General features: G+C 74.6%; 27 protein-coding genes. 10 read left to right on the top strand and 17 right to left on the bottom strand.

The features are described from left to right. Positions 1-660 precede the first annotated feature (660 nt). Complete coding sequence (locus ABZS66_RS48780; RefSeq protein WP_354769895.1) at positions 661-1410, top strand: GNAT family N-acetyltransferase; 750 nt, start codon at positions 661-663, stop codon at positions 1408-1410. Here the strand turns inward: ABZS66_RS48780 and ABZS66_RS48775 are convergent. From ABZS66_RS48775 to ABZS66_RS48760, 4 genes are all read right to left on the bottom strand, one after another. Then, a complete protein-coding gene (locus ABZS66_RS48775; RefSeq protein ID WP_354769894.1) occupies positions 1400-2107 on the bottom strand; it encodes a class I SAM-dependent methyltransferase in 708 nt (235 codons plus the stop codon). The genes ABZS66_RS48780 and ABZS66_RS48775 overlap by 11 nt on opposite strands. A 44-nt stretch (positions 2108-2151) precedes the next feature. Further along, on the bottom strand, positions 2152-2565 hold the full coding sequence (locus ABZS66_RS48770; protein WP_354769893.1) for a hypothetical protein: 414 nt from the start codon (positions 2563-2565) through the stop codon (positions 2152-2154). 81 nt (positions 2566-2646) lie between these two features. Next, positions 2647-3891 (bottom strand): HAMP domain-containing sensor histidine kinase, encoded by a 1245-nt coding sequence (locus ABZS66_RS48765; protein ID WP_354769892.1) that lies wholly within the window; start codon positions 3889-3891, stop codon positions 2647-2649. After that, positions 3888-4583 (bottom strand): response regulator transcription factor, encoded by a 696-nt coding sequence (locus ABZS66_RS48760; RefSeq protein ID WP_354769891.1) that lies wholly within the window; start codon positions 4581-4583, stop codon positions 3888-3890. Before ABZS66_RS48760 ends, ABZS66_RS48765 begins: the two co-directional genes overlap by 4 nt. 48 nt (positions 4584-4631) lie before the next feature. On the opposite strand from ABZS66_RS48760, the gene ABZS66_RS48755 reads away from it, so the two are divergent. Then, complete coding sequence (locus tag ABZS66_RS48755) at positions 4632-5105, top strand: hypothetical protein (RefSeq protein ID WP_354769890.1); 474 nt, start codon at positions 4632-4634, stop codon at positions 5103-5105. Positions 5106-5127: 22 nt separating this feature from the next. Beyond that, entirely contained in the window at positions 5128-5883 is a 756-nt protein-coding gene (locus tag ABZS66_RS48750) for a metallophosphoesterase (RefSeq protein WP_354769889.1), read from the top strand. Here ABZS66_RS48750 and ABZS66_RS48745 read toward each other — a convergent pair. Further along, a complete protein-coding gene (locus ABZS66_RS48745; RefSeq protein ID WP_354769888.1) occupies positions 5857-6582 on the bottom strand; it encodes a hypothetical protein in 726 nt (241 codons plus the stop codon). The two genes, ABZS66_RS48750 and ABZS66_RS48745, sit on opposite strands and share 27 nt — an antisense overlap. Before the next feature lie 74 nt (positions 6583-6656). On the opposite strand from ABZS66_RS48745, the gene ABZS66_RS48740 reads away from it, so the two are divergent. Next, a complete protein-coding gene (locus tag ABZS66_RS48740) occupies positions 6657-7532 on the top strand; it encodes a LysR family transcriptional regulator (protein ID WP_354769887.1) in 876 nt (291 codons plus the stop codon). A 21-nt stretch (positions 7533-7553) separates the two neighbouring features. On the opposite strand, the gene ABZS66_RS48735 is transcribed toward ABZS66_RS48740, so the two are convergent. Genes ABZS66_RS48735 through ABZS66_RS48725 form a run of 3 tightly spaced genes read right to left on the bottom strand, consistent with a single transcriptional unit; the run spans position 7554 to position 10554 of the window. Further along, positions 7554-8678 carry an amidase family protein gene (locus ABZS66_RS48735; protein ID WP_354769886.1) on the bottom strand — a complete coding sequence of 375 codons (1125 nt, stop codon included), beginning with the start codon at positions 8676-8678 and terminating at the stop codon, positions 7554-7556. 23 nt (positions 8679-8701) lie between these two features. Beyond that, entirely contained in the window at positions 8702-9559 is an 858-nt protein-coding gene (locus ABZS66_RS48730; RefSeq protein ID WP_354769885.1) for a GDSL-type esterase/lipase family protein, read from the bottom strand. A gap of 8 nt (positions 9560-9567) precedes the next feature. After that, entirely contained in the window at positions 9568-10554 is a 987-nt protein-coding gene (locus ABZS66_RS48725; protein WP_354769884.1) for a GNAT family N-acetyltransferase, read from the bottom strand. Between the two features lie 144 nt (positions 10555-10698). On the opposite strand from ABZS66_RS48725, the gene ABZS66_RS48720 reads away from it, so the two are divergent. The 3 genes from ABZS66_RS48720 to ABZS66_RS48710 are packed head-to-tail and all read left to right on the top strand — an operon-like array spanning position 10699 to position 12485. Then, complete coding sequence (locus ABZS66_RS48720; RefSeq protein WP_354769883.1) at positions 10699-11061, top strand: hypothetical protein; 363 nt, start codon at positions 10699-10701, stop codon at positions 11059-11061. Positions 11062-11120: 59 nt separating this feature from the next. Next, positions 11121-11906, top strand: a complete 786-nt coding sequence (locus tag ABZS66_RS48715; RefSeq protein ID WP_354769882.1) for an SDR family NAD(P)-dependent oxidoreductase — start codon at positions 11121-11123, stop codon at positions 11904-11906. A gap of 60 nt (positions 11907-11966) precedes the next feature. After that, positions 11967-12485 carry a gluconokinase gene (locus ABZS66_RS48710; protein WP_354769881.1) on the top strand — a complete coding sequence of 173 codons (519 nt, stop codon included), beginning with the start codon at positions 11967-11969 and terminating at the stop codon, positions 12483-12485. 217 nt (positions 12486-12702) lie between these two features. On the opposite strand, the gene ABZS66_RS48705 is transcribed toward ABZS66_RS48710, so the two are convergent. Next, positions 12703-13212 carry a GNAT family protein gene (locus ABZS66_RS48705; protein WP_354769880.1) on the bottom strand — a complete coding sequence of 170 codons (510 nt, stop codon included), beginning with the start codon at positions 13210-13212 and terminating at the stop codon, positions 12703-12705. A 135-nt stretch (positions 13213-13347) separates the two neighbouring features. Here ABZS66_RS48705 and ABZS66_RS48700 point away from each other — a divergent pair, with 135 nt between their 5' ends. Continuing rightward, a complete protein-coding gene (locus ABZS66_RS48700; RefSeq protein ID WP_354769879.1) occupies positions 13348-13767 on the top strand; it encodes an SRPBCC family protein in 420 nt (139 codons plus the stop codon). On the opposite strand, the gene ABZS66_RS48695 is transcribed toward ABZS66_RS48700, so the two are convergent. Beyond that, a complete protein-coding gene (locus ABZS66_RS48695) occupies positions 13762-14763 on the bottom strand; it encodes an LLM class flavin-dependent oxidoreductase (RefSeq protein WP_354769878.1) in 1002 nt (333 codons plus the stop codon). The genes ABZS66_RS48700 and ABZS66_RS48695 overlap by 6 nt on opposite strands. A gap of 51 nt (positions 14764-14814) precedes the next feature. On the opposite strand from ABZS66_RS48695, the gene ABZS66_RS48690 reads away from it, so the two are divergent. Next, positions 14815-15282, top strand: coding sequence for a hypothetical protein (locus ABZS66_RS48690; protein ID WP_354769877.1), 468 nt, complete (start codon positions 14815-14817; stop codon positions 15280-15282). Here the strand turns inward: ABZS66_RS48690 and ABZS66_RS48685 are convergent. The 6 genes from ABZS66_RS48685 to ABZS66_RS48660 all read right to left on the bottom strand — a co-directional run bounded on the left by ABZS66_RS48685 (position 15224) and on the right by ABZS66_RS48660 (position 21494). Then, complete coding sequence (locus tag ABZS66_RS48685) at positions 15224-15646, bottom strand: DUF6326 family protein (RefSeq protein ID WP_354769876.1); 423 nt, start codon at positions 15644-15646, stop codon at positions 15224-15226. The genes ABZS66_RS48690 and ABZS66_RS48685 overlap by 59 nt on opposite strands. An 81-nt stretch (positions 15647-15727) precedes the next feature. Further along, entirely contained in the window at positions 15728-16363 is a 636-nt protein-coding gene (locus ABZS66_RS48680; RefSeq protein WP_354769875.1) for a response regulator transcription factor, read from the bottom strand. Then, entirely contained in the window at positions 16360-17448 is a 1089-nt protein-coding gene (locus ABZS66_RS48675; RefSeq protein ID WP_354769874.1) for a histidine kinase, read from the bottom strand. The genes ABZS66_RS48680 and ABZS66_RS48675 overlap by 4 nt, the downstream gene beginning before the upstream one ends. 12 nt (positions 17449-17460) lie before the next feature. Next, positions 17461-18159 carry a BON domain-containing class I SAM-dependent methyltransferase gene (locus tag ABZS66_RS48670; RefSeq protein WP_354769873.1) on the bottom strand — a complete coding sequence of 233 codons (699 nt, stop codon included), beginning with the start codon at positions 18157-18159 and terminating at the stop codon, positions 17461-17463. Between the two features lie 19 nt (positions 18160-18178). Further along, on the bottom strand, positions 18179-21082 hold the full coding sequence (locus ABZS66_RS48665; protein ID WP_354769872.1) for an Hsp70 family protein: 2904 nt from the start codon (positions 21080-21082) through the stop codon (positions 18179-18181). Between the two features lie 76 nt (positions 21083-21158). After that, on the bottom strand, positions 21159-21494 hold the full coding sequence (locus ABZS66_RS48660; RefSeq protein WP_354769871.1) for a DUF952 domain-containing protein: 336 nt from the start codon (positions 21492-21494) through the stop codon (positions 21159-21161). A gap of 160 nt (positions 21495-21654) precedes the next feature. On the opposite strand from ABZS66_RS48660, the gene ABZS66_RS48655 reads away from it, so the two are divergent. Beyond that, entirely contained in the window at positions 21655-22011 is a 357-nt protein-coding gene (locus tag ABZS66_RS48655) for a hypothetical protein (protein WP_354769870.1), read from the top strand. A 550-nt stretch (positions 22012-22561) separates the two neighbouring features. Here ABZS66_RS48655 and ABZS66_RS48650 read toward each other — a convergent pair. Continuing rightward, positions 22562-22782, bottom strand: a 221-nt coding sequence (locus ABZS66_RS48650) for a hypothetical protein (protein WP_354769869.1), incomplete at its 5' end; no start/stop codon positions are given.

Below are 22782 nucleotides of genomic sequence, written 5' to 3'. Positions count from 1 at the left end.
GCTTACCCTCTCGTCGTGCGCGTCTCGAGCCCGGCGCGAGCCCGGCGCGAGCCAGGCGCGAGCCCGGCGCGAGCCCGGCGCGAGCCCGGCCGAACACCTCCAGCCGGCCAAACCACCCACCCCGCGACCACACCCGCCCACCACCGCCGCATGGCGCGGTCCTGGCCGAACACCTCCAGCCCGCCCAACCACCCACCCCACCACCGCCGCTCCCCTGCTGCGCGATATTTCGGACATATCCGATACAGGCAGAGGCGTTGAGTTGATCGTGGAAACCTGTGGTTGCCAGGGCGCCAAAAGTTTCCACGGTCAACTTCGCGAGCGGCGCGACCAACGCGGGCCGCGCGGAGGACGAGCGCGGGCCTCAAGCAGAGCGGAACTCAAGCAGCGCGGACCTCAACCCCGCGGGCCCCAAACCGCGCGGGCCCCAAACCGCGCGGCCCCAAACCGCGCGCGGGCCTCGAGCGGTGCGGGCGTCGTCGCGGCCGGCAGGTCGTGGGTACTTGGGGCGACGGCGGTGGCAGCGTCCGTGGCGCCGGGGCGGATGCACCGGCGGCACGAGCGGTGACTGACGGGAGCGACGGTCGTCACTTGTACGGGCCCGAGTCCCGCGAAAAAATGGCCGGAAATGCGTGGGTACGGGGAGTAGGTTGCGTCACCGTGGATGAGACGGCGGTGCTGGCGGAGTTTGATCGGCAGGTGCGGCAGCAGCCGCAGGCGGACGGGGTCGTCGAGCGTGAGCCCGGCATCGTGCGGGTCGTGTCGGCGCCCGACGGGTGGACCGGGATCTCGTGGGCCGATCTCGACGGGCTCGACGTGGATGCCGTCATCGCGGCGCAGGTCGCGCGGTTTGCGGGGCAGGCCTGGGAGTGGAAGTACTACTCGCACGACCGGCCCGGCGACCTGCCGGCGCGGCTCGTCGCGGCCGGGTTCGAGGCCGGGCCGGTCGAGGGGCTGCTCGTGGCCGAGATCGCCGCGCTGCCGCTCGACGTCGAGCTGCCCAACGGGGTGCGGCTCGTGCCCGTCGTCGACGCCGGGTCGGCCGAGTTGCTGGTGCGGGTGCATGACGAGGTGTTCGGCGGGGACCACTCGCGGATCGGGGTCGAGGTGCTGCGGCGGCCGGACACCGTGCAGGCCGTCGTTGCCATGCACGGGGAGCGGGTCGTCTGCGGGGGGCGGGTCGAGTTTCATCCGGGGACCGGGTTCGCCTCCATCTGGGGTGGCGGGACCGTGGCCGAGTGGCGGGGGCGCGGGATCTTCCGGGCGCTCGTGGCGCACCGGGCCGGGCTCGCGCGGGCCGCCGGGTACCGGTACCTCCAGCTCGACGCCTCCGCGGACAGCCGGCCGATCCTGCGGCGGCTCGGGTTCGCGCAGCTGGCCACCACCACGCCGTACGTGCTCAGCGGTTGAGCGGGCGGCGCGTGTAGTGGGAGTTCACCGCCGGCTGGCCGGTGTAGTTCGGGCCGGCGTCCGGGTCCGCGCCCACATACTGGTACGGCAGCGCCACGTCCGCGCGGTCGTCGCGGCCGATGCGCCGGCGGCGGCCGTCGTAGCTGAAGCCCGCCTCGCGCAGGTCCGACACCAGGCGGCGGCCGGCCGGGGTCCCGCTCGCCAGGCGGATGTTCGCCAGGTCGAGGTCGGCGACGAAGCGTCCGCCGGGGGTCAGCCAGGACGACGCCCGCTCCAGCACGGCCAGTTTGTCGCCGACATAGTGCAGGCCGTGGACGCTGGTGATCAGGTCGTACCGCCGGGCCGGCTGCCACGACGTCGCCGACGCCGTCGTCAGGCGCAGCCACGGGACCGCCGGGGCCGGGTCGTACGCGTCCACCAGGTCCAGGCCCTCGATGAGCACCCGCTCCGCCAAGCCGGCCTCGGCCAGCCGGCCGGCCGCCTCGATGACGGCGCGGCCGGTGCCGCAGCAGAGGTCCAGCCAGGCCACCGTCTCCGGGGAGCCGGTCACCCGCAGCAGGCCGGTGAGCACGTCGACCGGGTCGAAGCCCAGCTCGCGGGCGTAGCTGTTGACGCCCGCGAGGCGCCGTTCGCGGTTCATCGCCGAGTTTGCCACCACCGCCGAACCGGCGAGCGTGTCGTCGTCGAGCAGAGGCACGGCACCATGATCGCAGCTCATCCGTGCCCTGCCAACGACGAGTTTCAGTGCCGGCCGCTGCCGCCGTGGTCGTCGCCGCCGTGGCCGCCGTGGTCGTCGCCCACGTCGTGGGACGGGCCGTCGTCGGCACCGTGACCGCCGCGGTCGCCCCCGTGATCGTCGTTCACATCGTGGGACGCGCCGTCGTCGGCTCCGTGGCCGCCGCGGTCACCTCCGTGGTCGTCGAACGTCGCCGACGGGGAGCCGGACCACGACGGCGAGTCCGACGGTGAATCCGACGGCGACGGCGAGTCCGACGGCGACGCGGAGCCCGCCGGGGACGGACTGTCCGATGTGGACACCGAGACGGCCGGCGACGGGTTGTCGTCGCGGCGCCCCGGGCCGCTCGCCGCCAGCGCCGTCCCGCCGACCGCCAGCACCGCCACGGCCGTCGCACCCATGATGACAATCTTGCGCATTGCCCGTACACCTCCTGGTCGAAAGCAACCTTCCGACCTGAACGATGCCGGGGCGCCGGCTAGGGAGGTCCTGTCGCAAGCCTAAGAATCGGTTAACGCCACCGTGACCCGCGCGCCGCCGCCGGGCGACCGGCCGACGGTGAGCGATCCGCCGGCGGTTTCGGCGGTACTGCGGGCGATGTCCAGGCCGAGCCCGGTGGACCCGGCGCCGCTCACACCGCGGCCGCCGGCCGCCGGCGGGAAGCCCGGGCCCTCGTCGTCGACGACGAGCACCGCCCCGCTCCCCGACCGCCGGAGCGTCACCGCGAACCCGGCGCCCTCGTCGGTGTGCGCGAAGACGTTGCCCAGCAGCGCGTCGACGGTCGCCGCGAGGTCCCCGGCGGACACCGCGACCGGCAGCGGGCCCGGGTCGGCGGCGAACGCGACCGGCCGCCCCTGGTCCTCGGCGAGCACGGTCCAGAACACGACCCGCTCGGCGACGACGGCCGCGGCGTCACACGACGGCGCGGACCGCTCGCGGCGGGCGTCCTCGATGACGGCGGTGACGGCCCGGTCGAGCGCGGCGACGTGGCCGAGCATGCGCTCGGCGTCGGCCGGGTCGCGCAGCCCCTCGGCGTCGAGGCGCAGCGCGGTCATCGGGGTGCGCATGCGGTGCGACAGGTCGGCGACCCGCTCGCGCTCCAGCCGGAGCAGGTCGCGGATGCGCCCGGCGAGCTGGTTGAGCGCGGCGGCGACGGCCCGGACCTCGGGCGGGCCGGCGGCGGCCGCCCGCCGGTCGAGGTCGCCGCCGGCGAGCCCGTCGGAGACCGCGGCGAGGGTGCGGATCGGCCGGACCACCATCACCGCGAGCCGGTCGGCGACGGCCAGCCCGAGCCCCAGCAGGCCGACGCCGACCAGCGCGAGGATCAGCCAGGAGCGGGTGACGCCGCGGCGCAGGTCCCGTTCGGGGACGAAGGCGCGGACGACGGCGGTACCGCCGGGGAGGCCCTGCACGGCGACGACGATCTCGCGGCCGCCGTCGTGCGCGACGGTGAAGCTGCCGCCGCGCTGCGCGGCCAGCCGCACGGCCGGGGTGGCCGGCGCGCCGGCGCCGAGCGCGGTGCCGTCGGGCAGGTACACGGTGACGCCCGCCTGCTCGGCCGCGAGCCGCAGCGACCGCGGGTCGGCCGTGGCGACGATCGCGGCCACGGACTGCGCCTGGTTGGTGGCGGTGGTGACGGCCCGGTCCTCGGCGACGGAGCGCAGCAGGAGCGCCAGGGGTACCAGAAAGGCGACGAGCACGACCGTCATCGCCGCCGCGACGAGCAGGGCGAGCCGCCACCTCACGGCGCGAGCCCGAACTTGACGCCCACGCGGCGCACGGTGTGCAGCCGGCGGGGCTCCTGCGCGGTCTCGCCGAGCTTGCGGCGCAGCCACGAGAGGTGCACGTCGACGGTCTTGTCGGCAGACGTGTACGGCACCTGCCACACCTCGGTGAGCAGCTCGCGCTTGCTGACCACCGCGCCGGGGCGGCCGGCGAGGTAGTGCAGCAGGTCGAACTCGCGCGGGGTCAGGTCGAGCGGCACGCCGTCGAGCGTCGCGGTGCGCCCGCGCGGGTCGATGCGCACGCCGTCGACCTCGATCGTCGCGTCCCGCTGCTCGGCGGCCGCTCCCCCGCCCGCTCCGCGCCGGAGCACGGCACGGATGCGGGCGTCGATCTGCTCGGCCCCGTACGGCTTCACGACGTAGTCGTCGGCGCCGGCGTCGAGGGCCCGGACCATCTCCCCCTCCGTGCGGCGGGCGGTGACGACGATGATGGGCACGGCGCTGACCGCCCGGAGCATCCGGAGGACCTCCCGGCCGTCCAGGTCCGGCAGGCCGAGATCCAGCAGCACCACGTCCGGCGCCTCCGCCACCGCGAGCTTCAGCCCGTCCATGGCCGTGCCGGCGGCGGCCACGACGTGCCCACGCTCGGTGAGCGCCCGCACGATCCCGGTGCGGATCGTCCCGTCGTCCTCCACGATCAGCACCTTCGCCATATCGAGAGGTTAACCATCCCTTAGCGAACCACGGTGGATAGTGGGCGCATGGGACGACGGTGGCTGTTCGCCGGGCTGGCGTGGCTGGTGACGGCGGCGCTGACCACGGCGGTGGCGATCGGCGCGGTGAACTCGCTGCGCCGCGGCATCTTCGGGCCGGCGGACGCGCCGCGGAGCGAGGCCGAGGTGGAGGCCGAACTGTCGCCGTCGGCCTCGGCCGCGGAGCCGGCCGCGCCCACCTCCGAGCCGCCGGCCCCGCCGTCGAGTGCCGCCCCCTCCGGTGGCGCGCCCAGGGCGTTGCCGACCGACGGCGGGACCGTCGTCGCCGTGTGCGATGCCGGCGGCCAGGTGCGGCTGCTGTCCTGGACGCCGCGCACCGGCTGGGAGGCTGACCATGTGGTCGCCGGCCCAGCCCCGGCGGCGTCGCTGCGCTTCAAGGCCCGCTCGGGCGGCGGCGACGTCCGGGCCCGGATCACCTGCGCCGGCGACCAGCCCACGCTCACGCTGACCGGGGACGACTGAACCGCGGCTATCGTTGGCGACGATGACGACGATCGCGGTGATCGGGGACGTCGGCGGGTGCGCGGAGCAGCTCGCCCGCGCCGTCGCGGCCGTGGAGGCTGAGGACCGCGAGGTCGTCGTGGTCCAGGTCGGCGACCTCGTCGACCGCGGGCCCGACACGCCGGGCGTGCTGGCGTTCGTCGGCGAGCGACTGACCGGACGGCGGTGGGTGCAGCTGGCCGGCAACCACGAGTCGCAGTACCTGGGCGCCCCCCTCTTCTGGCCGAAGCCCCTCGCCGACCGCGACGCGGACCGGCTGCGCGACTGGTGGCGGCGCGAACGGCTGCAGGTGGCGGCGGCGGTGCGGACGGCCGACGGTGAGGAGCTGCTCCTCACGCACGCCGGGCTGAGCGTGCGGGCCTGGCAGGAGCTCGGCGAGCCGGTGACCGCCGAGACCGCGGCCGCGCTGCTCAACACCCGGCCCGAGCCGCTGCTGTGGCAGGACCACGGGCCGCTGTGGGCGGAGGCCGCCACCGGGCTGTACCCGGGCTGGCTCGACGGCGGGCGCCCCATGCCGTTCGGCCAGGTGCACGGCCACTCCGCGATCGTCGACTACGGCCGCCGGGAGTGGCGCTGCGGCGAGCGGATCCGGGCCCGGTCCACTGTGGACTGGTACGCCCGGCGGACCGTCACGCGGGCCGGCGGCGAGCGGTTCGTCGCCGTCGACCCGCGGCACGGGCCCCGCGGCGCCGCGGAGTGGGCGCCGCTGGTGTTACGCGACGCCGAGCTGCTCGGCTGAGCTCGCCCGGGCCGTCGCGGCCGTCGCGAACGCCCGGATCACCGGGTGGCAGCGGGTGCCGTCGCCGGCCAGCTCCGGCTGGAACAGCGTGCCGACCAGGAACGGGTGGCCGTCCAGCTCGGCGACGCGGACCTCGCCCGCGTCGTCGTGGCCGGTGAAGCGCAGGCCGTGCGCGGACAGCTGCGGCAGGTAGGCGGGGTCCAGGCCGTACGCGCAGTGGTATCGCTCGACCGAGCGCTCCACGCCGAAGATCCGCTCGGCCAGCGAGCCCGGCGACAGGCGCACCGCGCCCTCGTGGCCGACGAGCGAGCACGCCAGGGCGACGATGAGCGGGCTCGCGCCGTCCGGCTCGGACTCGGCGTGCGTGGCGCCGGCCAGGCCGCAGACGTCGCGGGCGAACTCCAGCAGCAGGTGCTGGAAGCCGCCGCAGGTGCCGAGGAACGCGACGCCCTCCTCCCGCGCCACGCGGACGGCGTGCAGGGCGCCGGCCTCGCTGCGGTACGGGCTGCCGGGCAGCAGCCAGACGCCGTCGAACCGGGCCAGGTCGGTCGCTTCCGCCTCCTCGGTGGCGACCCAGTACGCGTCGAGCGCCAGGCCGTGCTGCTCGCGGAGCACGTCGATCAGGCCGGGGATGCGGGTGTGGGAGCGCACGTGCGGGGAGCGGTCACCGACGAGCGCGACGCGGGCGGTTCGAGTCATACCCGCAGCCTGCCCGGCCTGCGATCATCAGTCCAACGAACATTCGTGGTGATCCGATAAGCGATACTGATCTCGTGGATCCTCACCTGCTCCGGACGTTCGTCGCGGTGGCCCGCCTCGGGTCGTTCTCGGCCGCGGCGGGCGAGCTGGGGTATACCCAGTCGGCCGTGTCCCAGCAGATCGCGGCCCTCGAGCACGACCTCGGCGCGACGCTGTTCCTGCGCCGGCCGGTGCGGACGACCGACGCGGGCGCGCGGCTGCTCGAGCACGCCGGCCCGATCCTGCTGCGGCTCGGTGCCGCCCGGGCCGACGTCGCGCGGCTCTCCGGTCCGCCGACCGCGGCGGTGGTACTGCAGGTGACCCCCCTCGCCGCCCTCGACGCGCCCGCGCTCGCCGCGGCCGGCCGGTCCATGCCCCGGGTGGCGCTGACCGTCGGCGTGGCGGCCCGGGACGCGGTGGCGGCGGCGGTCGCGACCGGCGGGGCCGACCTGGGGCTGCTCGACGGCGTGACCGCGCCGAGCGACCCGCTCCCCCTGCCGGACGCCGGGCCGCTCACCACCCGCACCGTCGCCGAGGAGCCGGTCGTGGTCGCGCTCGCCGCCGGCCACCCGCTCGCCGGGCGCCGCTCGGTGCGGCTGGCCGACCTGGCCGACGCGCGCTGGCTGGACGCGCCGGCGATCGCGACGCCGCTGCCGCAGCTGCGGGCGCTGGCCCGCGCCGAGGGTTTCCGCCCCGGCCTCACGTACACGGGCAGCGACCGCTCGACCCTGCTCGCGCTGGTCGCGGCGGGCGCCGGCCTGGCACTGCTGCCGGCGTCGGCCGCAGCGGACGGGTCAGCGGCGGTGCCCGCGGTGGGCGTCGCCGAGCCGCGGCTCGTGCACCGGACCGAGCTGGTGCACGGCTCGCTGACCGCGGCCGCCCGCGCGTTCGTGGCGGCCTGGGGGCACTGACGTCACGGCAGCGTGCGGGGCTCAGCCCCCGGCGGCCAGGCGCAGCAGGGCGTGGTCCCGGCCGGGCGGGGCGATCACGGCGATCCCCGCCGGTGGGCTCCCGGCGGGTCGCGTGACGGCGGGCAGCGAGACGCTGGGCAGCCCGTACGCGCTGGCCGGCACCGCGCACCGCAGCGTCTCCCGGCGCCAGGCGTCCTTGTCGGCGAGGCTCAGCTCGTGCGGGTGGCCCGGTCCGCCGGCGGGCAGGACCAGCCAGGCGTCCTCTTCTTCCAGCAGGTCGAGCAGCTCGCGGCGCCAGGCGGCGAGTCTGGCCCGGGCCGCGTCCTCGGTCGCCGGGTCGACGGTCGCGCCGAAGCGGAACCGGCCCTCGACGTCGACGGCGAGCGCCCGGGGATGCGCCTCGATCCACTTGCCGTGCGCCCGCCACGCCTCGGCCGCCTGGACCTGCCGGAAGGCGAGCAGGAGCGGGTCGGGATCGTCCCAGGTGGCCAGCGTGACGGCGGCGACCGGGATGCCCCAGCGGCCGGCTTCCGCCTCGGTACCACCGAGGGAGAGCAACCGCCGGGGAAGATCGTCCGGACCGTCGGGCAGGAGCACGTCCCCGACGCGGGCGAGGGTGGCGGCGTCGGCGGTGATCCAGCCGACCGTGTCGAACGACGGGGCGAGCGGCAGGACGCCCTCGGTGGGGACGGCGCCGTGGGTCGGGCGCAGGCCGAACAGGCCGCAGCAGGAGGACGGCACCCGGATCGACCCGCCGGTGTCGGTGCCCAGCCCGACGTCGGCGTGGCCGGTCGCGACGGCCGACGCGGGCCCGCTCGACGAGCCGCCGGTGACCCGGTCGGGCGCGGCCGGGTTGGGCGGTGTGCCGTAGTGGGCGTTGGTGCCCGAGAGCGAGTACGCCAGCTCGTCGGTGTGGGCGATGCCCTGCACGACGGCGCCGGCGGCGCGCAGGCGGGCGACGGCCGGGGCGTCCTCGTGCGCGGGCAGCGCCTCGGCGAGCCAGGAGGGGTTGCCGCCGCCGACGGCGAACCCGGTGACCGCGAACAGGTCCTTCACCGCGACGCGCAGCCCGTCGAGCGGGCCGTGGCCGGTCGCGGGTGCCAGCGGCATACCCTTGACGCGCCACACCGTGGGGTCCGCACTCATGCGAAGAGGGTAGTCCTCCACGGTCACCAGGTGGGCTCACCGGCGAAGGTCGCTTTGGCGAGCGCGTTCTGCCCGCTGCCGTTGGGGTGGAAGAAGTCCTGCGCGGCGAGCAGGTCGAGGGAGAACGCGACCCGGTGCGCGGCCCCGCCGTCGCTGCGGCATCGCGGCCCGTAGGCCTTGCAGGCGGCGGCGAGCTGCGCGTTGTACTCGTCGACCCGCGCCGCGAACGCCTGCCGCCGCGCCTGGTCGGCCTGGGCCTGCGAGGTCGGGTTGGCCAGCAGGGCCGGGCAGATCCCGAACGACCAGGCCTTGACCGCCACCTGACTGGTGTGCCCGACCTCCCAGACCCGGTGGATGTCGGGGATGCTGACGACGAGCACCCTGGCCTGCGTGTTCTTCAGGACGGCGAGCCCGTCGTCGACCTGCCGCCGGAAGGTCGCCGCGGGCGTCATGTCGTCGACGCTCTTCCGGCAGGCGTCGTTGGCCCCGATCAGGACGGTGACGTACCGCGCCCCGTCCTGCACGGCGAGCCGCGCCTGGCCGGCGAGCGCGTCGGCCCGCGCGTTGCCGGCCGAGTGGTTGCGGGCCCGCAGCCCCGGGTTGGTCTTCCTCAGCCGCCGGTAGTGACTGTCGACCCGGGTGCCGTCGCCGGTCGACCACGAGTTGCGGGGGCAGGGCACGGGTGCGAGACACGAGGCGAACCCGTCGGTGATCGAGTCCCCGAGCGCCGCCATGACCCCGGTCCCGCCGCCGGTCGCGGACGTCCCGGGGTCGGGCCCGGCCCCGGCGGCCCCGTCGCAGGCGATGGCGAGCCCGACCAGCCCGGCGAGCGCGAGCGTCCACCCCCGCCCGTGTGGCACCCTCCGAAGCCAGGTCGTCACGATGCGCATCATATCGATTGGGTGAGCACCTGGCCGGGCCACGCCGTGCCATCCGGCAGCGCCACCGCGAACGGATCCGTGGCCGTGAAGCCCTGGCGTTCGTACCAGCCCACCAGCGCACGGTCGTCGCCCGCATAGCAGTCCACCCGCAGCCGCTCCACGCCTCTGCCGACGGCCAGCACCCGCGCGTGATCCAGCAGCGCCGTGCCGAGGCCGGCGCCGCGGTGGGTGCGGTCCGTGACCAGCAGGTTGACGTACAGCTCCGGCTCCGTCGCCGCGGGCACGTAGTCGGGGGCCGTGCCCACCGCCAGGGCGCCCACCGGGCGGCCCGACAGCTCGGCCAGCCACAGGCCACCGGTCGCGGCCCACGACGTCAGCTGAGCCCGGCGGCGCGGGTTCGCCGAGTGCGGTGCCGTGCCCCACTGGCCGGTCCGGCCCAGCGAGACCAGCCATCGCGTCGCGGCGTCCAGCAGCGACAACACCGCCGGGACGGTGCCCAGTCCGGCCGGGCGGACGCTGACCGCCGCGGGGAACTCGAGCTCCAGTTCGTCGTGCAGGGCGATGCCGTAGGAGCCGGCGGCCGGAATGGCCGGCTTGTGGAGCCGGGCCCGGTCCACCGCGCCCGGGTGGACCCGCACGATGCGCATCCCGCGCCGCTGGTAGAAGCGCAGCGCGTCCAGGTTGTCGTTCGTGGTGATCAGCCAGACGCGGCGCAGGCCCGAGCGGGCGGCGAGGTCGCGGGCGGCCGACAGCAACGCCGTTCCGGCACCGATTCGGCGGATCGAGGTGTCGATGGTCACCACCTCCAGGCCCTCCGGGCCCGCCTCATATGTGAGCAAACCGACCGGGCCGGTGGCGTTTTCGGCGACGAGCGTGGCGAGTTCCGCGGCATTTCGGATCCGATCCCCCGTCACGACCGTGGTGACGCCGTAGGATGCCGTCAGGATGCTGTTGATCCACGGCAGATCCGTCCCGGTTCCCGATCGCACGAACATCTGCGCGACCTTACTTCACAAAAGCCGGTCGAATAGGGCACAACGGCGATCGAGTTTTACAGATGTTGGCAACTTCGCGACACTCCACTTCGCGATCGGCTTTGCCATGATGACCGTGGGCAGTTCCAGGGGGAGAGGCACGAGTTGGACGCACTCGATCAGACGCACCGGCGTGGCCGGCTCGTCGGCGTCCTCTCCCTGATCCTGGTCCTGATGTTCGGCGCCACCATCGGCGCCTCCTTCGGTCATTCCCGCGCGGGTCATCACCTGCTCGGCCAGACCGCCGGCCACACCGCGTGGTCCGGCGCGCCCGACGAGCAGCACCCGCTCGTGCTGCACACCGAGGGCGAACAGGTCGAGACGCCCGACGCTGCCGGCACTGCGGTCGCCCACAGCACGTTCCTCACGTCGCCGACCCTCCTTGTCGTCCTCCACGACACCCGGCCCACCGGTGACCGCTCGGCACCGGCTCCACAACGGTCCGAACTGCAGGTCTGGCGCACGTAAATCGCTCCCCCCACCCCGTCGTTGTTGTTGGGCACCTCGAGACGGTTGGAGTGATGTCAATGTCCGCATCCGCGGACTTCCCATGCGTGCGCTCGGTCATCCTGACCGGCGCTTCCCGAGGGCTGGGTGCAGCCCTGTTCCAGACGCTGCAGGCCGACGGCGCCCGCGTCCTCGGCCTGGCCCGCACCTTCACCGCCGATCAGCAGGCCCTCGCAGCGCAGCGACCGGCCTCGATCCGGCTGCTGGCGACCGACCTCGGCGACACCGGGACCGGCGACGTCAGCCCCGACGGGCTCGGGCTGTCCGGCGGCGGCCTGCCGACGGCCGCCGAACTCACCGGATTCATCAACGGCCACGGACCGGCGGACGAGATCGTGCTCCTGCTCAACGCCGCGACGATCGAACCCATAGCGCTGGCCGGCGACCTGCCCCCGGAGGCCGTGCTCGCGGCGGTCAACCTCAACCTGGTCGCCCCGATCCTGCTCACCAACCTGTTCCTGGCGGCCTTCCAGAACAGTGAGGCCCGGCTCCGGGTCGTCTACGTCGCGTCGTCGGCGGCGCACCGGGCGTATCCGGGGTGGGCGACGTACTGCGCCACCAAGGCCGGCGCCGAGGCGTTCATGCGCTGCGTGAGCGAGGCGGCGACCCGTCCCTGCGACGTCGAGCTGGTCGACCCCGGCGCGATGGAGACGCAGATGCAGCAGGCGCTGCGCGACCGGGGCAACGGCCTGCCGGGCCACGCCCGCCTGGTCGAGCGGCACCGGGTCGGCGACATCGGCGACCCGCTGATGGTGGCCAAGACCATCATCGACCGTCATTTCCCGCCGCTGGTCGCCGTGGCGTGAGCCCACCGGGCCGGCGGCGTGCCATGTGTGGCCGTCCGGCCCGGAGGGTACCGTCACCGCATGCCTGAAGCGCCGCCGGTATTCATCGTCATGGGGGTCGCGGGGACCGGGAAGACCACCGTCGGCGCCCTGCTCGCGGGCCGGCTCGGCTGGGTCTACGCGGAGGCCGACGACTTCCATCCCCCGTCGAACGTGGCGAAGATGTCGGCCGGCCAACCCCTCACCGACGCCGACCGCCGCCCCTGGCTGGACGCCATCGGCCGGTGGATCGACGAGCGCGCCGCGGCCGGTGAGGCGGGCGTCGTCACCTGCTCCGGGCTGAAGCGCACGTACCGCGACCGGCTGCGCGCCGGCCGCCCGCAGGTGCGCATGGTGCTGCTCGAGGGCTCCCGCGAGCTGATCACGCGCCGGCTCACCGCTCGCCACGGCCACTTCATGCGGGTGGAGATGCTCGACAGCCAGTTCGCCGACCTGGAGCTGCCCCAGCCGGACGAGGGCGTGACCGAGGTGTCGGTCGAGCCGCCGCCCGGCGAGATCGTCGAGGCGATCCTGAAGGCACACTCCGACGTCTTCGCCTGAGCGCCGCCCCGGATTGCCCGTGTTCGCGGTGAAATGAGCCGTCCCACGTCCACCACCCGACAATTTCTCGAATGGTGGACCGAGACGAACGTAAATGGCGACGACCTACCCGGGCGTGGCGCCGTTTCGCTTACCCGACCGAATGGTGCCGCGCAAGGCCTGGTCCGCCGCGTCCTTCATTGTTTCACCCGTTTTCGGAAACGCATTCACCGCCCGATCAGCGGTCGCCGCGCAGCTTTCCGTACACCAGCACGTCGCGCCAGGTCCCGTCGCGGAAGTCGGCCGAGCGGAGGATCCCCTCGCTCAGGAAGCCGACCTTCTCCAGGGACTTCTGCTCGGCGATGTTCTCCGGCTGGGTCCGGGCCTCGATGCGCGGCGCCGGGCTCGTCGCGAACAGGTGGTCGCACAGCAGCGTCTGGGCCCGCCAGCCGACCCCACGGCCGCGCCACTCCGGCAGCAGGACGATGCCGATGCTCCAGTACCGCGACAGCCCCGCCCCGACCGCCTCCCAGCTCACGAAGCCGGCCGCGGTCTCGTCGGCCTCGACCATCAGCCGGCCGTCCTCGGCGCCGAGGTACCCGTCCTCGGCGAACCGGCGGGCCGGCCCCGACGGGTCGTGATAGCCGGTCCACGCCGCCCCCGCGAGCCCCGGCTCGGTGACGAACCGGCGGAACATCGCCAGATCGCCCTCGACCACCGGCCGCAGCCGTACCCAGGTCTTCGTCACCACGCCCCACCTCGCTCGCCGGACAAGATCGCCCGCCATCCTCGCCGATGAACGCGGGGAATGCCATCCGGCGACCGCTCGCGATCGCCGGGACGACCGTCTGCCCGCGATCGCGCCACGCTACCCTGTGGCGCCATGGCCGTCGATGTCTTCACGCACGTGTCCACCGTCGCCGCCGCGCCGGACGCGGTCCACGCCCACCTCGCCGACCCCGAGTCCTACGTCGGCCTGTCACCGCTCGTCGTCGAGGTCCGCGACATCGAACGGGACGGGAACGTGGTGCGGTACACAGCGGTCGAGCGCTTCGGCCTGTACCGCAACCGCATCCGGGTCACCATGACGCTCGGCGAGCGGCAGGTGACCAGCGACGTCGTCAGCCCCGGCCGGGTGCGGCTGCGGGCGGTGACCGACCTGGCCGCGCACGGGGACGGCACCGAGGTCACCGAGACGGTCACCGTCACGTCGCCGGCGATCCTGCGCCGGTTCGTCGGCGGCCAGGCCCGGTCGGTGCAGCTGCGGCGGGCCGCGGAGCTCGCCCGCCGCTTCGCGTCATGACGTCCGCAGGTGCGGGGCGATCTCCTCGCGGACCAGCTCGAAGGAGCGGATGCGCGCCTTCAGGTCGTACACCATGCAGGTCAGCATGAACTCGTCGGCCTGCGTCTGCTCCAGCAGCTCGGTGAGCTGGCGGCGGGCGGTCTCGGGCGAGCCCAGCGCCTGCCCGGTCCGCCGCTCCAGCACGAACTCGCGCTCCCGCGGCGTGTACGGGTAGGCGGCCGCCTCCTCCGGCGTGGCCAGGGCCTCGGGGCGGCCCGAGCGCAGCCGCAGGAACGACAGCGACGCCGGCCCGGCCAGGAACTCGGCCTCCTCGTCGGTCTCGGCGACGGTCGCGCTCACGGCCACCATCGCGTACGGCCGGTCGAGGATCTCCGACGGGCGGAACGTGCGCCGGTACAGCTCCAGCGCGGGGAGCGTGTTCTGCGAGCTGAAGTGGTGCGCGAACGCGAACGGCAGGCCCATCAGGCCGGCGAGCTGCGCGCTGAAGCCACTCGACCCGAGCAGCCACACCTCGGGCTTCTCCCCGTGGCCGGGGGACGCGAGGATGCGTTCGTCGCCCCTGAAGTACCCGATGAGGGACTGCAGCTCCTCGGGGAAGTTCTCCGCCGACAGGCCCTCCATCGACCGGCGCAGGGCGAGCGCCGTGTACTGGTCGGTGCCGGGCGCGCGGCCGATGCCCAGGTCGATACGGCCCGGGTGGAGCGCCTCCAGGGTGCCGAACTGCTCGGCGACCACCAGCGGCGCGTGGTTGGGCAGCATCACGCCGCCGGAGCCGACCCGGATCGTCGCCGTGGCGGCGGCCAGGTGGGCGAGCAGCACCGCGGGCGACGAACTGGCGATCGCCGGCATGTTGTGGTGCTCGGCGACCCAGAAGCGCCGGTACCCCAGCGCCTCCGTGCGCCGCGCCAGCTCGGTGGTGAATCGCAGCGCCTCGCCGGCGGAGCCGTTCGCGGCCACGGGCGCGACGTCGAGGACGGAAAGCGGAAGCTCGGTCACAAATCAAGGTCAACAACGCTTCCTCCCCCACTATTCCCCTACGCTGCGGTGATGCCGTTCGTCTACCAGGCGGTCGTGGGCGAGCGGGTGAGGCACCTGGTCTCCCCGCTGACGCCGGAGGAGGTGGGCGAGCACGGCCTGTGCACCGAGGCGGTCCTCGGCCTGGTCGCGCTCGGCGTCGACACGCTGCTGCCCGACCACTTCGAGGAGAACCCGGCGTTCGTCCGCTTCCTGCACGAGACCATTGCCGACGCGTACCACGTGGTCCCGGCCCTGCGCGAGGCCGCCGAACTCGTCGACGGCCACGCGACGCTGCCCCTCGCCGACGGCCGCGGCGACGGCGTCTTCGGCCACGTGGAGGCGCGCGACGGCCGTCTCGTCCCCATGTCGTACCGCCCCGACGAGTCCCACCGCCTCTACACGTCCGGCGGCTTCTTCGAGCTGCCGGAGAGCCTGGAGCTCACCCTGCTGCGGCGGATGCGCGATCTGCAGGCGACGGCGCCGGAGCTGGCGGACTAGCCCGCCGCCACGCCAGCCACACGATCGACGCTGTGGCACCGATCTCGAACACGCTGTAGAAGACGTAGTACGCCGTGGGTGTCCCGACGAGGAGCGACGCGCCCTGCACGAGCGTCATGACCGAGCCGGCGACGAGGTTGGCGATCCGGTTGGCCCGCCACGGCAGCAGCAGCGAGAGCAGCACCATGGCGATCGGGATCTCCATGAGCACCCCGGCCCCGAACAGGAAGCCGGGCGTGATCCGCATCCCGTCGACCTCCCGGTCGAGCAGGCCGTTGAGCACGTCGGCGTCCATGTGCCCGAGCACGTCGCAGTAGAGGTAGTTCAGCACGGCGAAGGTCCACAAGGCGGAGAGTCTGGTCACGCCCCTGACGCTAGGTCCCACGCCCCGGCCGCCCCACCCTCCGGGGAGGGAACGCCCGATGGTCGCAGGAGTGAACGCCGGTCAGGCGCCGGGGCGGACGAAGCCGGACTCGTAGGCCGCGATCACCGCCTGGGTGCGGTCGCGGACGCCCAGCTTGGCCAGCAGCGTCGCCACGTGCGACTTCACCGTCTGGAGGCCCAGGTACAGCTCCTGCGCCACCTCCGCGTTCGAGCGGCCGCGGGCCAGCAGGCGCAGCACCTCGCGCTCGCGGTCGGAGAGGTCCGGGAGCGGCGGGCCGGACGCCGTCGCGAAGCGTTCGATCACGCCGCGGGTCGACGACGGCAGGAGCAGCGACTCGCCCAGGGCGGCCACCCGGACCGCCTCGATGAGCTGGGCGGGTGGGGTGCGCTTCAGGACGAAGCCGCTCGCGCCCGCGCGCAGGGCCCGGTACACGTCCTCGTTCACCTCGAACGTGGTCAGGATGAGCACGCGCACCGACGGGGTGGACGTCGTGATGCGGTGGGTGGCCTCGATGCCGTCCAGGCCGCCCGGCATGCGGATGTCCATCAGGACCAGGTCGGGACGGTCGGCGGCGAGGGCCACCGCCGACGGGCCGTCGGCGGCCTCGGCCACGACCTCCCAGCCCGGCTCGGCGGCCAGGACGGCCCGCAGGGCCAGGCGCACCAGCGGGTCGTCGTCGACGATCGCGATCCTCACCCGAGTACCGTACGGCGGGTCGCGCAGCCCAGGCACCCGCAGGCCGCCGTGAGCCGGCACTCGGCCGGGCCGTCGTCGGGCAGCGCCGCCCCCAGCGGGAGCACGGCGCGCACCGCGAAGGCGCCGCCGGGGGTCGGGCCCGCCGTGGCCCGGCCGCCGAGCCGCGCGACCCGGTCGCGGATCGACGCCAGGCCGGCACCGGTGCCCGCGACCGGCGCGGGCGACGGGAGGGGGTTCACCACTGACAGCGCGACGACCCGGCCGTCCGCCGCGAGCTCGACGTCGACGTCCCGGCCCGGCGCGTGCTTGGCCGCGTTGGTGAGGGCTTCCTGCAGTACACGATGGATCCCTTGACCGACCGCCGCGGGCAGCGGGCCGAGGCGGACCCGGCGGTGGACCCGCAGGCCGGCGGACGCGGCGCCGTCGAGCAGCGTCTCGACGTCGGGGACGCCCTGCGGGCGGAGGCCGGCGATGATCCGGTCGAGCTCGCCGAGGGCGGAGCGGCCCTGCTCCTGGATCGTCTCCAGGGCCCGGCGGGCGAACGCGGGGTCGCGGTCGAACAGGTGGGCGCCGGCCCCGGCCTGCACGACGATCATCGACAGCAGGTGGCCGATGCTGTCGTGCAGCTCCTGGTCGAGGCGCACCTGTGCCTCGGCGCGCTCGGCCCGCTCCCGGAGGATCTCGGCCTGGCTCGGCCCGAGCAGGCGCACGGCGAGGCGCCGGTACCAGCCGGCGAGGGGCGGGTACAGCAGCGCGGCGGGCCAGGTCGCGCACCGCACCAGGATCCAGGCGAGCACCCGCCAGCCGTGCGGGTCCAGGAACACCGCGCCGAGCCGGCGCCACCACACCGTGCCGGGCGGCGCGAGCGGCGCCGGGGCGGGCACGTCGACGCCGAGCAGGGTGCGGGCGAGGTGGCGCTCGACCCGGCCGATGGGGCGCAGGAGGAACTGCCCGGCGAGGACGAAGAGCACACCGACCGGGGCAAACTGGACGGCGATCCCGACGGCGTAGAGCCCGCCGACGGCCGCCAGCCACAGGGCGGCGACGACCGGCCCGGCCAGGAGGTACGCCGCGACCCGATGCACGCCGCCATGGTGTCAGTCGAAGAAGCGGCTGAGCCAGACGTCGTCGGCCGCCGACGCGGGGGACGGCAGCGGGACCAGGTCGGCGAAGACCGACTCGCCGTCGCTGGCGGCGTGCAGCGGGAACCACTGCGGGGCGCCCGGGCGGGTGCAGATGCCCTTCACGGTCTGCACGTCGAGCACCCGGCGCAGGGTGGGGTCGGCGACGGCGTCCGGGTGCTGCCAGTACGGGGCCATGATGTGCAGGACGCCGTCCTGGCGCAGCACGCGGTGGCAGTCGTCGACGAGCGGCAGGTAGTCGGGCAGGAACTCCAGGACGTGCACCGCGTAGAGGCGGTCGACGCTCGCGTCGGCCAGCGGCAGGCCGCGGCCGGCGTCGGCGACCAGCGACGAGGCCGCATCGGGGCGGCGCTCGGTGCCGACGGTCGCCACGCAGCGCGGGTCGGTCGAGCAGCGCACGTCGACGACGACCGGGGGCCGGCCGTCGACCCACAGGCGGTCCCAGACGGCGAGCACGCCGTCGAGGCGGCCCAGCATCTCCCGCAGGAGGCGGGCCTGGGCCGGGTACCGGACCGCACCGGAGACCAGCGCGACGCCCCGGTCGAAGCGCACCTCGACCGAGAAGTCGCGCACCCGCTCGTCGTGAGCGAGCACGTCGGCGGCGATCTCGCTGAGTGCGTGGTCGCGCAGCAGGGCGCGGGACTGAGCCGTCACCCCGCTGCACTACCCAGAATCAGAAGTTGGAAAGCACGTCGTTGAACACGTCCTTGATGTCGACGGCGTTCCTGGCGTCGTAGCTGGCACCGCGGGCCGACCGGGCGATCCGGTCCAGGGCGCCGGCGTCGGCGTCGCCGCCGTAGGCGATGGTGAACACCCGCACCGGCTTCTCCAGGCTGCCCCGGTCGAGCTCGGCGAGCAGGCCGTCGAGGTCGTCGTCGGAGTACTCGTTGGCGCCGTCGCTGAGCACGACCACGGCGTAGATGCGCTGGTCGTGCTGCACGTCCTTGAGCTGCCGGACGGCCGCGCGGATCGTGGCGTAGAGCGCGGTCTCGCCGTGCGGGCTCAGCCGGCCGACCGACTGGCGGTACCGCTCCGCCGTCTCCGGCCCGACCTTGCGCAGCGGCAGCAGCTCGCGCCACGGCGCCGCGCCCGCCGCGTCGGGGCTGCTGAACGACCACAGCCCCAGCTCGTCGGTGGCGGCCAGGCTGTCGACCGCCGGCAGCGCGGCCTCCCGGGCGAGCTGGAGGCGGGTCTTGCCGGCGTCGGTGCCCGACGCCATCGAGCCCGACTCGTCGATGACCACGAGGACGCTCGCCGGCTTGCGGACGCCGCCCCACAGCGCCAGCAGCTCGGCGACCTTGGCCGTGTCCGGCGGTTTGACGTTGACGTAGATCGGCTCGGCCTGGAGGTTGGGGTCGGCGCGCAGCTCGGCGCCGGCGTGGTCCTCGGCGTCGCGGAAGCCGGCGGCGTGGAACGCCTGCGCGTGCTCCCGGGTGTACTGCAGGAACGCCTCGGCGGCGCGCGCCTGCGCGGCGCTGACCCACGGCGCCCGCAGGACCGCGTAGGGGTTGTCGGACGAGATCGCGCCGTCCGCCGGGTAGATCGCCACCAGCGGGGTGCGCGGGGGCGCCTGCTGCCCGCCGTCGAGGAGGTTGCCCCGGTTGTACTGGAAGATCACCTGCTCCTCGAGCCCGATGGCGGAGACGTAGTCGACGCCCCGGCCCTCCTGGTCGGCCCGGTACAGGTTCTTCGTGAACGTCGAGACGCTGCTGCCGTAATGCACCGCGGCGAGCTCCAGGGCGCGGACACCGTCGATCCCGATGGCGGTGGCCGTCGACGTGAACGACAGCAGGCCGGTCGTCGACGTGTTCGGGTTCGTCTTGCCGACCTTGAACGCGCCCCACTCCGGGTGGCCCCGCGCACCCCAGCCGCGCGGGTCGGCGGCCAGCGCGGCCAGATCCGACCAGCCGATCTTCGCGGCCGGCCAGCCGAGCGCCTCGGCCATCGGGCGGGGCATGCCGATGACGACCGGGGTGCGGGTCACCGACGGCAGCTCGGCGGCGAGCCGGTCGCCGTGCTTCGAGGCGCGCAGCCGCTCGGTCCAGACGCTCGACGACGGGCTCCAGACGTCGGGCCGCGGGCCGAGCCGCCGCTCGTCCCACTCGGCGTCGCCCGCGAGCGCGTCGGCGACCATCCGCGAGCCGGCCACGCTCACCCGCATGTCGACGCACTGGCCGTCGATCTCGGGGCCGTCCTTGCGGAACCGCTCGGACAGGCCGCGCAGGGTGTCGGCCTTCTCGTCGGAGCTGACCAGGCTGACCTCGAGGCAGTCGCCGATGCCGAAGACGGCGCCGCCGAACCACCGGGTGTCCGCGTACACGGTTGCGCCGGCCGCCACCAGCAGGGCGAGCAGGATGACGGGCGACCGCCGCGGCTTCCGCACCTTCAGCGGCTTTCTCAGTGGTACTGCCGGTGCCGCGCGCGATGGGGGCCGCACCCCCGACGGAGCCTTGTCGGCGGATGCCGGCGGGTCGTCACGGGCCATGGAGCTGGGCGGTTCGTCGGGGTTGTCCGGGCCCGGCAGCGGGACCAGCGTGCTGCCCTCGGCGACCAGCAGCTCGGGCCGCTCGACGCTCGTCGGGGCCACCCCGAGGCGGCGGTGCAGGACGGCGGCGACCAGCGGCAGCCGGCTCGCGCCGCCGACCAGCAGGACCGCGCTCAGCGCGTCCGGCGCCACCCCGGCCTCGCGCAGCACGGCCCGCGTCTGGTGCACCGTGCGGTCGACGATCGGGCCGGCGAGCTGGTCGAGCTGCTCCCGCCCGAGCGGCGCGTCGTCGCCGAACAACGGCACGTGCACCACGGTGGTGGCGGTCCGGGAGAGGGCCTCCTTGGCGGCGCGGGCGTCGTCCCACAGCTGCCGCGCCGCGGTGCGGTCCTCGGCGGTGACCGGGTGCGTCAGGCGCCGCCAGGTCGCGGCGTCCCGGGCGGCGTAGACGGTGCCGAGGTACGCCACGATCGCCGCGTCGACCTCGAGCCCACCGGCGTCGTCGAGCCCGGCCTGGGCGAGCACCTCGTAGTCGCGGCCGGGGCCGGTGCGGCGCACGACCGAGGCGTCGAACGTGCCCGCGCCGAGGTCGTACACGAGCAGCGTGCCGCCCTCGGGCAGCCGCCCGTAGGCGTGCGCGGCGGCGACCGGCTCGGCGACGATGCGGACCCGGTGCGCGTCGGCCTCCACCGCCGCGTCGACGAGCACGGCCCGGCGGCGCGGCCCCCAGTGCGCGGGGCAGGTGAGCACCACCTCGGCCGGCTGCTCGCCGGCGACCCGGCCCGCCTCCTCGACCGCGCGGCGCAGCACGGCGGCGACGAGCGAGCGCACCGGCAGCTCGCGGCCGCCGAGCACGACCGTACCGTCGTCGATGCACCGCTTCGGGTGCGGTTCGAACGCCGACGGGTCGCTGCGCGCGGCCCGGACCGCGTCGCGACCGGCCAGCAGGTCGCCGTCGGCGGCGCGGCACACCGCCGAGGGCAGCAGTTCGGAGCCGTCGAAGAGCAGCGGCTTGGTGGTGCCGTCGGGCCAGCGCAGCACGGCGGCGGTGTTGGAGGTTCCGAAGTCCACGCCCAGCCGGATCCCGGTCACGCCCGCCAAGGTAGGCCCGCCGGGCAAGGATTCCGCCTGGTCCACGGGGCTTCAGACGGAGAAGTTCACCGATCCGTCATCCGCGCGGCACCACCTCGTCGACGGACGCGGCGCCGGCGATACGGTGGACGGCGGCGACGGCCGCCCGGGGCAGCGGCGCGTACAGGTGCGGGTAGGGTCCGCCGTGCGCCGAGACCTCCCAGCGCAGCCAGGCACCGAGCATCTGCGCGTCGACGGCGAGCACCACGAGCTCGGGCGCGGCGCCGAAGTACCGCAGGGCGGTGCCGGCCACCTGGTCCCGCGACGACAGGTGCACGAACCCGTCGCGCAGGTCGATCGGCGAGCCGTCGAACCGGCCGGCCGCCTCGAAGGCGGCCCACTCGGCCGGCAGCAGGATCTTGTAGATCAGCACGCCGATCACTGTCGCACGGGTGAGGTAGCCGTTCACCCGGCCCGGGTGACGAATCGGCCTCGTCAAATCCCCCGAATGCGACCTACCGTGCACGACCGGCCCGAGAAGTACACGTCCGGCGGTGGAGTCCGGACGAACGGACGAGGAAGACGGTCGATCGATGAGGACGAAGGCATGGCACTGCGTGGCCGGGGCGGCCCTGGCGATCGGCACGCTCAGCGCCGCCCAGGCGACCGGGGAGCCCGTCCCGAAGCTGGCGGCGAGCGCCCTGCCCTCCCCTGTAGCCGCGACCGGCCCGACCTCGACGGCGCGCGACCTGCCCCGCCGCGACGAGGACCAGACGGTGTACCTGCTGGCCGCCTCGGGCCTGCTCGCGTTCGGCGGCATCGTCCTGGTGGGCGGGGTCGTCGGCCTGGGCGGCATGCGCATTCCGGGCGGCGTGGCGATGACGGTGGGCCGCACCCGGCACTGGGCCCGCTCGATGCGCACGGCCGGCGCCCACCGCGCCCGCCCCTGAACGCCACCGACCGACGCTCGCTGTCGCCCGCCCCACATCGCTTCTGATGCATCGCTTCTGATGCATCAGCCTTGATGCATCAGAAGCGATGGAGCGGCTCGAACAACGAGCCGCGGCCGCCACTCAGCCCGCGCCCGCCACCAGCGGCCTCCTGTGCGGCATTGCGGCAAGCACCCACGGCAGCCCACGAACGACCGGACCGCCTGCAACCATGATCACGAAGGGTTGCTGTCGGCGTCGACCATGAACGCGAAGACTTTTGGTCGCCCTGACGACAAGAACTCTTCGGGATCATGGCCCATCCACCCACCGCGCAACCCACGAACCAGCCCTGGCGACAACAACCTTTCGTGATCATGGATGGCCGGAGACTGGCACATTCCGGGCGTAAGGCGAGACCGACAGCGAGACGCCGCCGCGACTGACTGCCGGCGGGTTGTGGCCGGATGGGCTGCGGCCCACTGCCCACGGAGCGCCGGCCGCCGAGCCCGCGCCCACCGCCAACGCAGCATTTTTGATGCATCAAGGTTGATGCATCAAAAGCAATGCGCTACTCGAACAGCAAGCAGCGGTCGCCGCCCAACGCGCGCCCGCCGCTGACTGCGCGCTCCGCGCCCGCCGCGTCCGCCGCGTTCGCCGTGCCTGCCGCGTCCGCCGTGCCTGCCGCGCCCGCCGCGCCCGCCGCGCCCGCCATACCCGCCGCGCCCGCCATGCCCGCCATACCCGCCATACCCGCCGCGCCCGCCGCGCCCGCCGCGCCCGCCGCGCCCG

Source organism: Dactylosporangium sp. NPDC005572 (genome assembly GCF_040605515.1).
Lineage (GTDB): Bacteria > Actinomycetota > Actinomycetes > Mycobacteriales > Micromonosporaceae > Dactylosporangium.
This window is presented reverse-complemented; position numbering and strand designations above follow the sequence as displayed.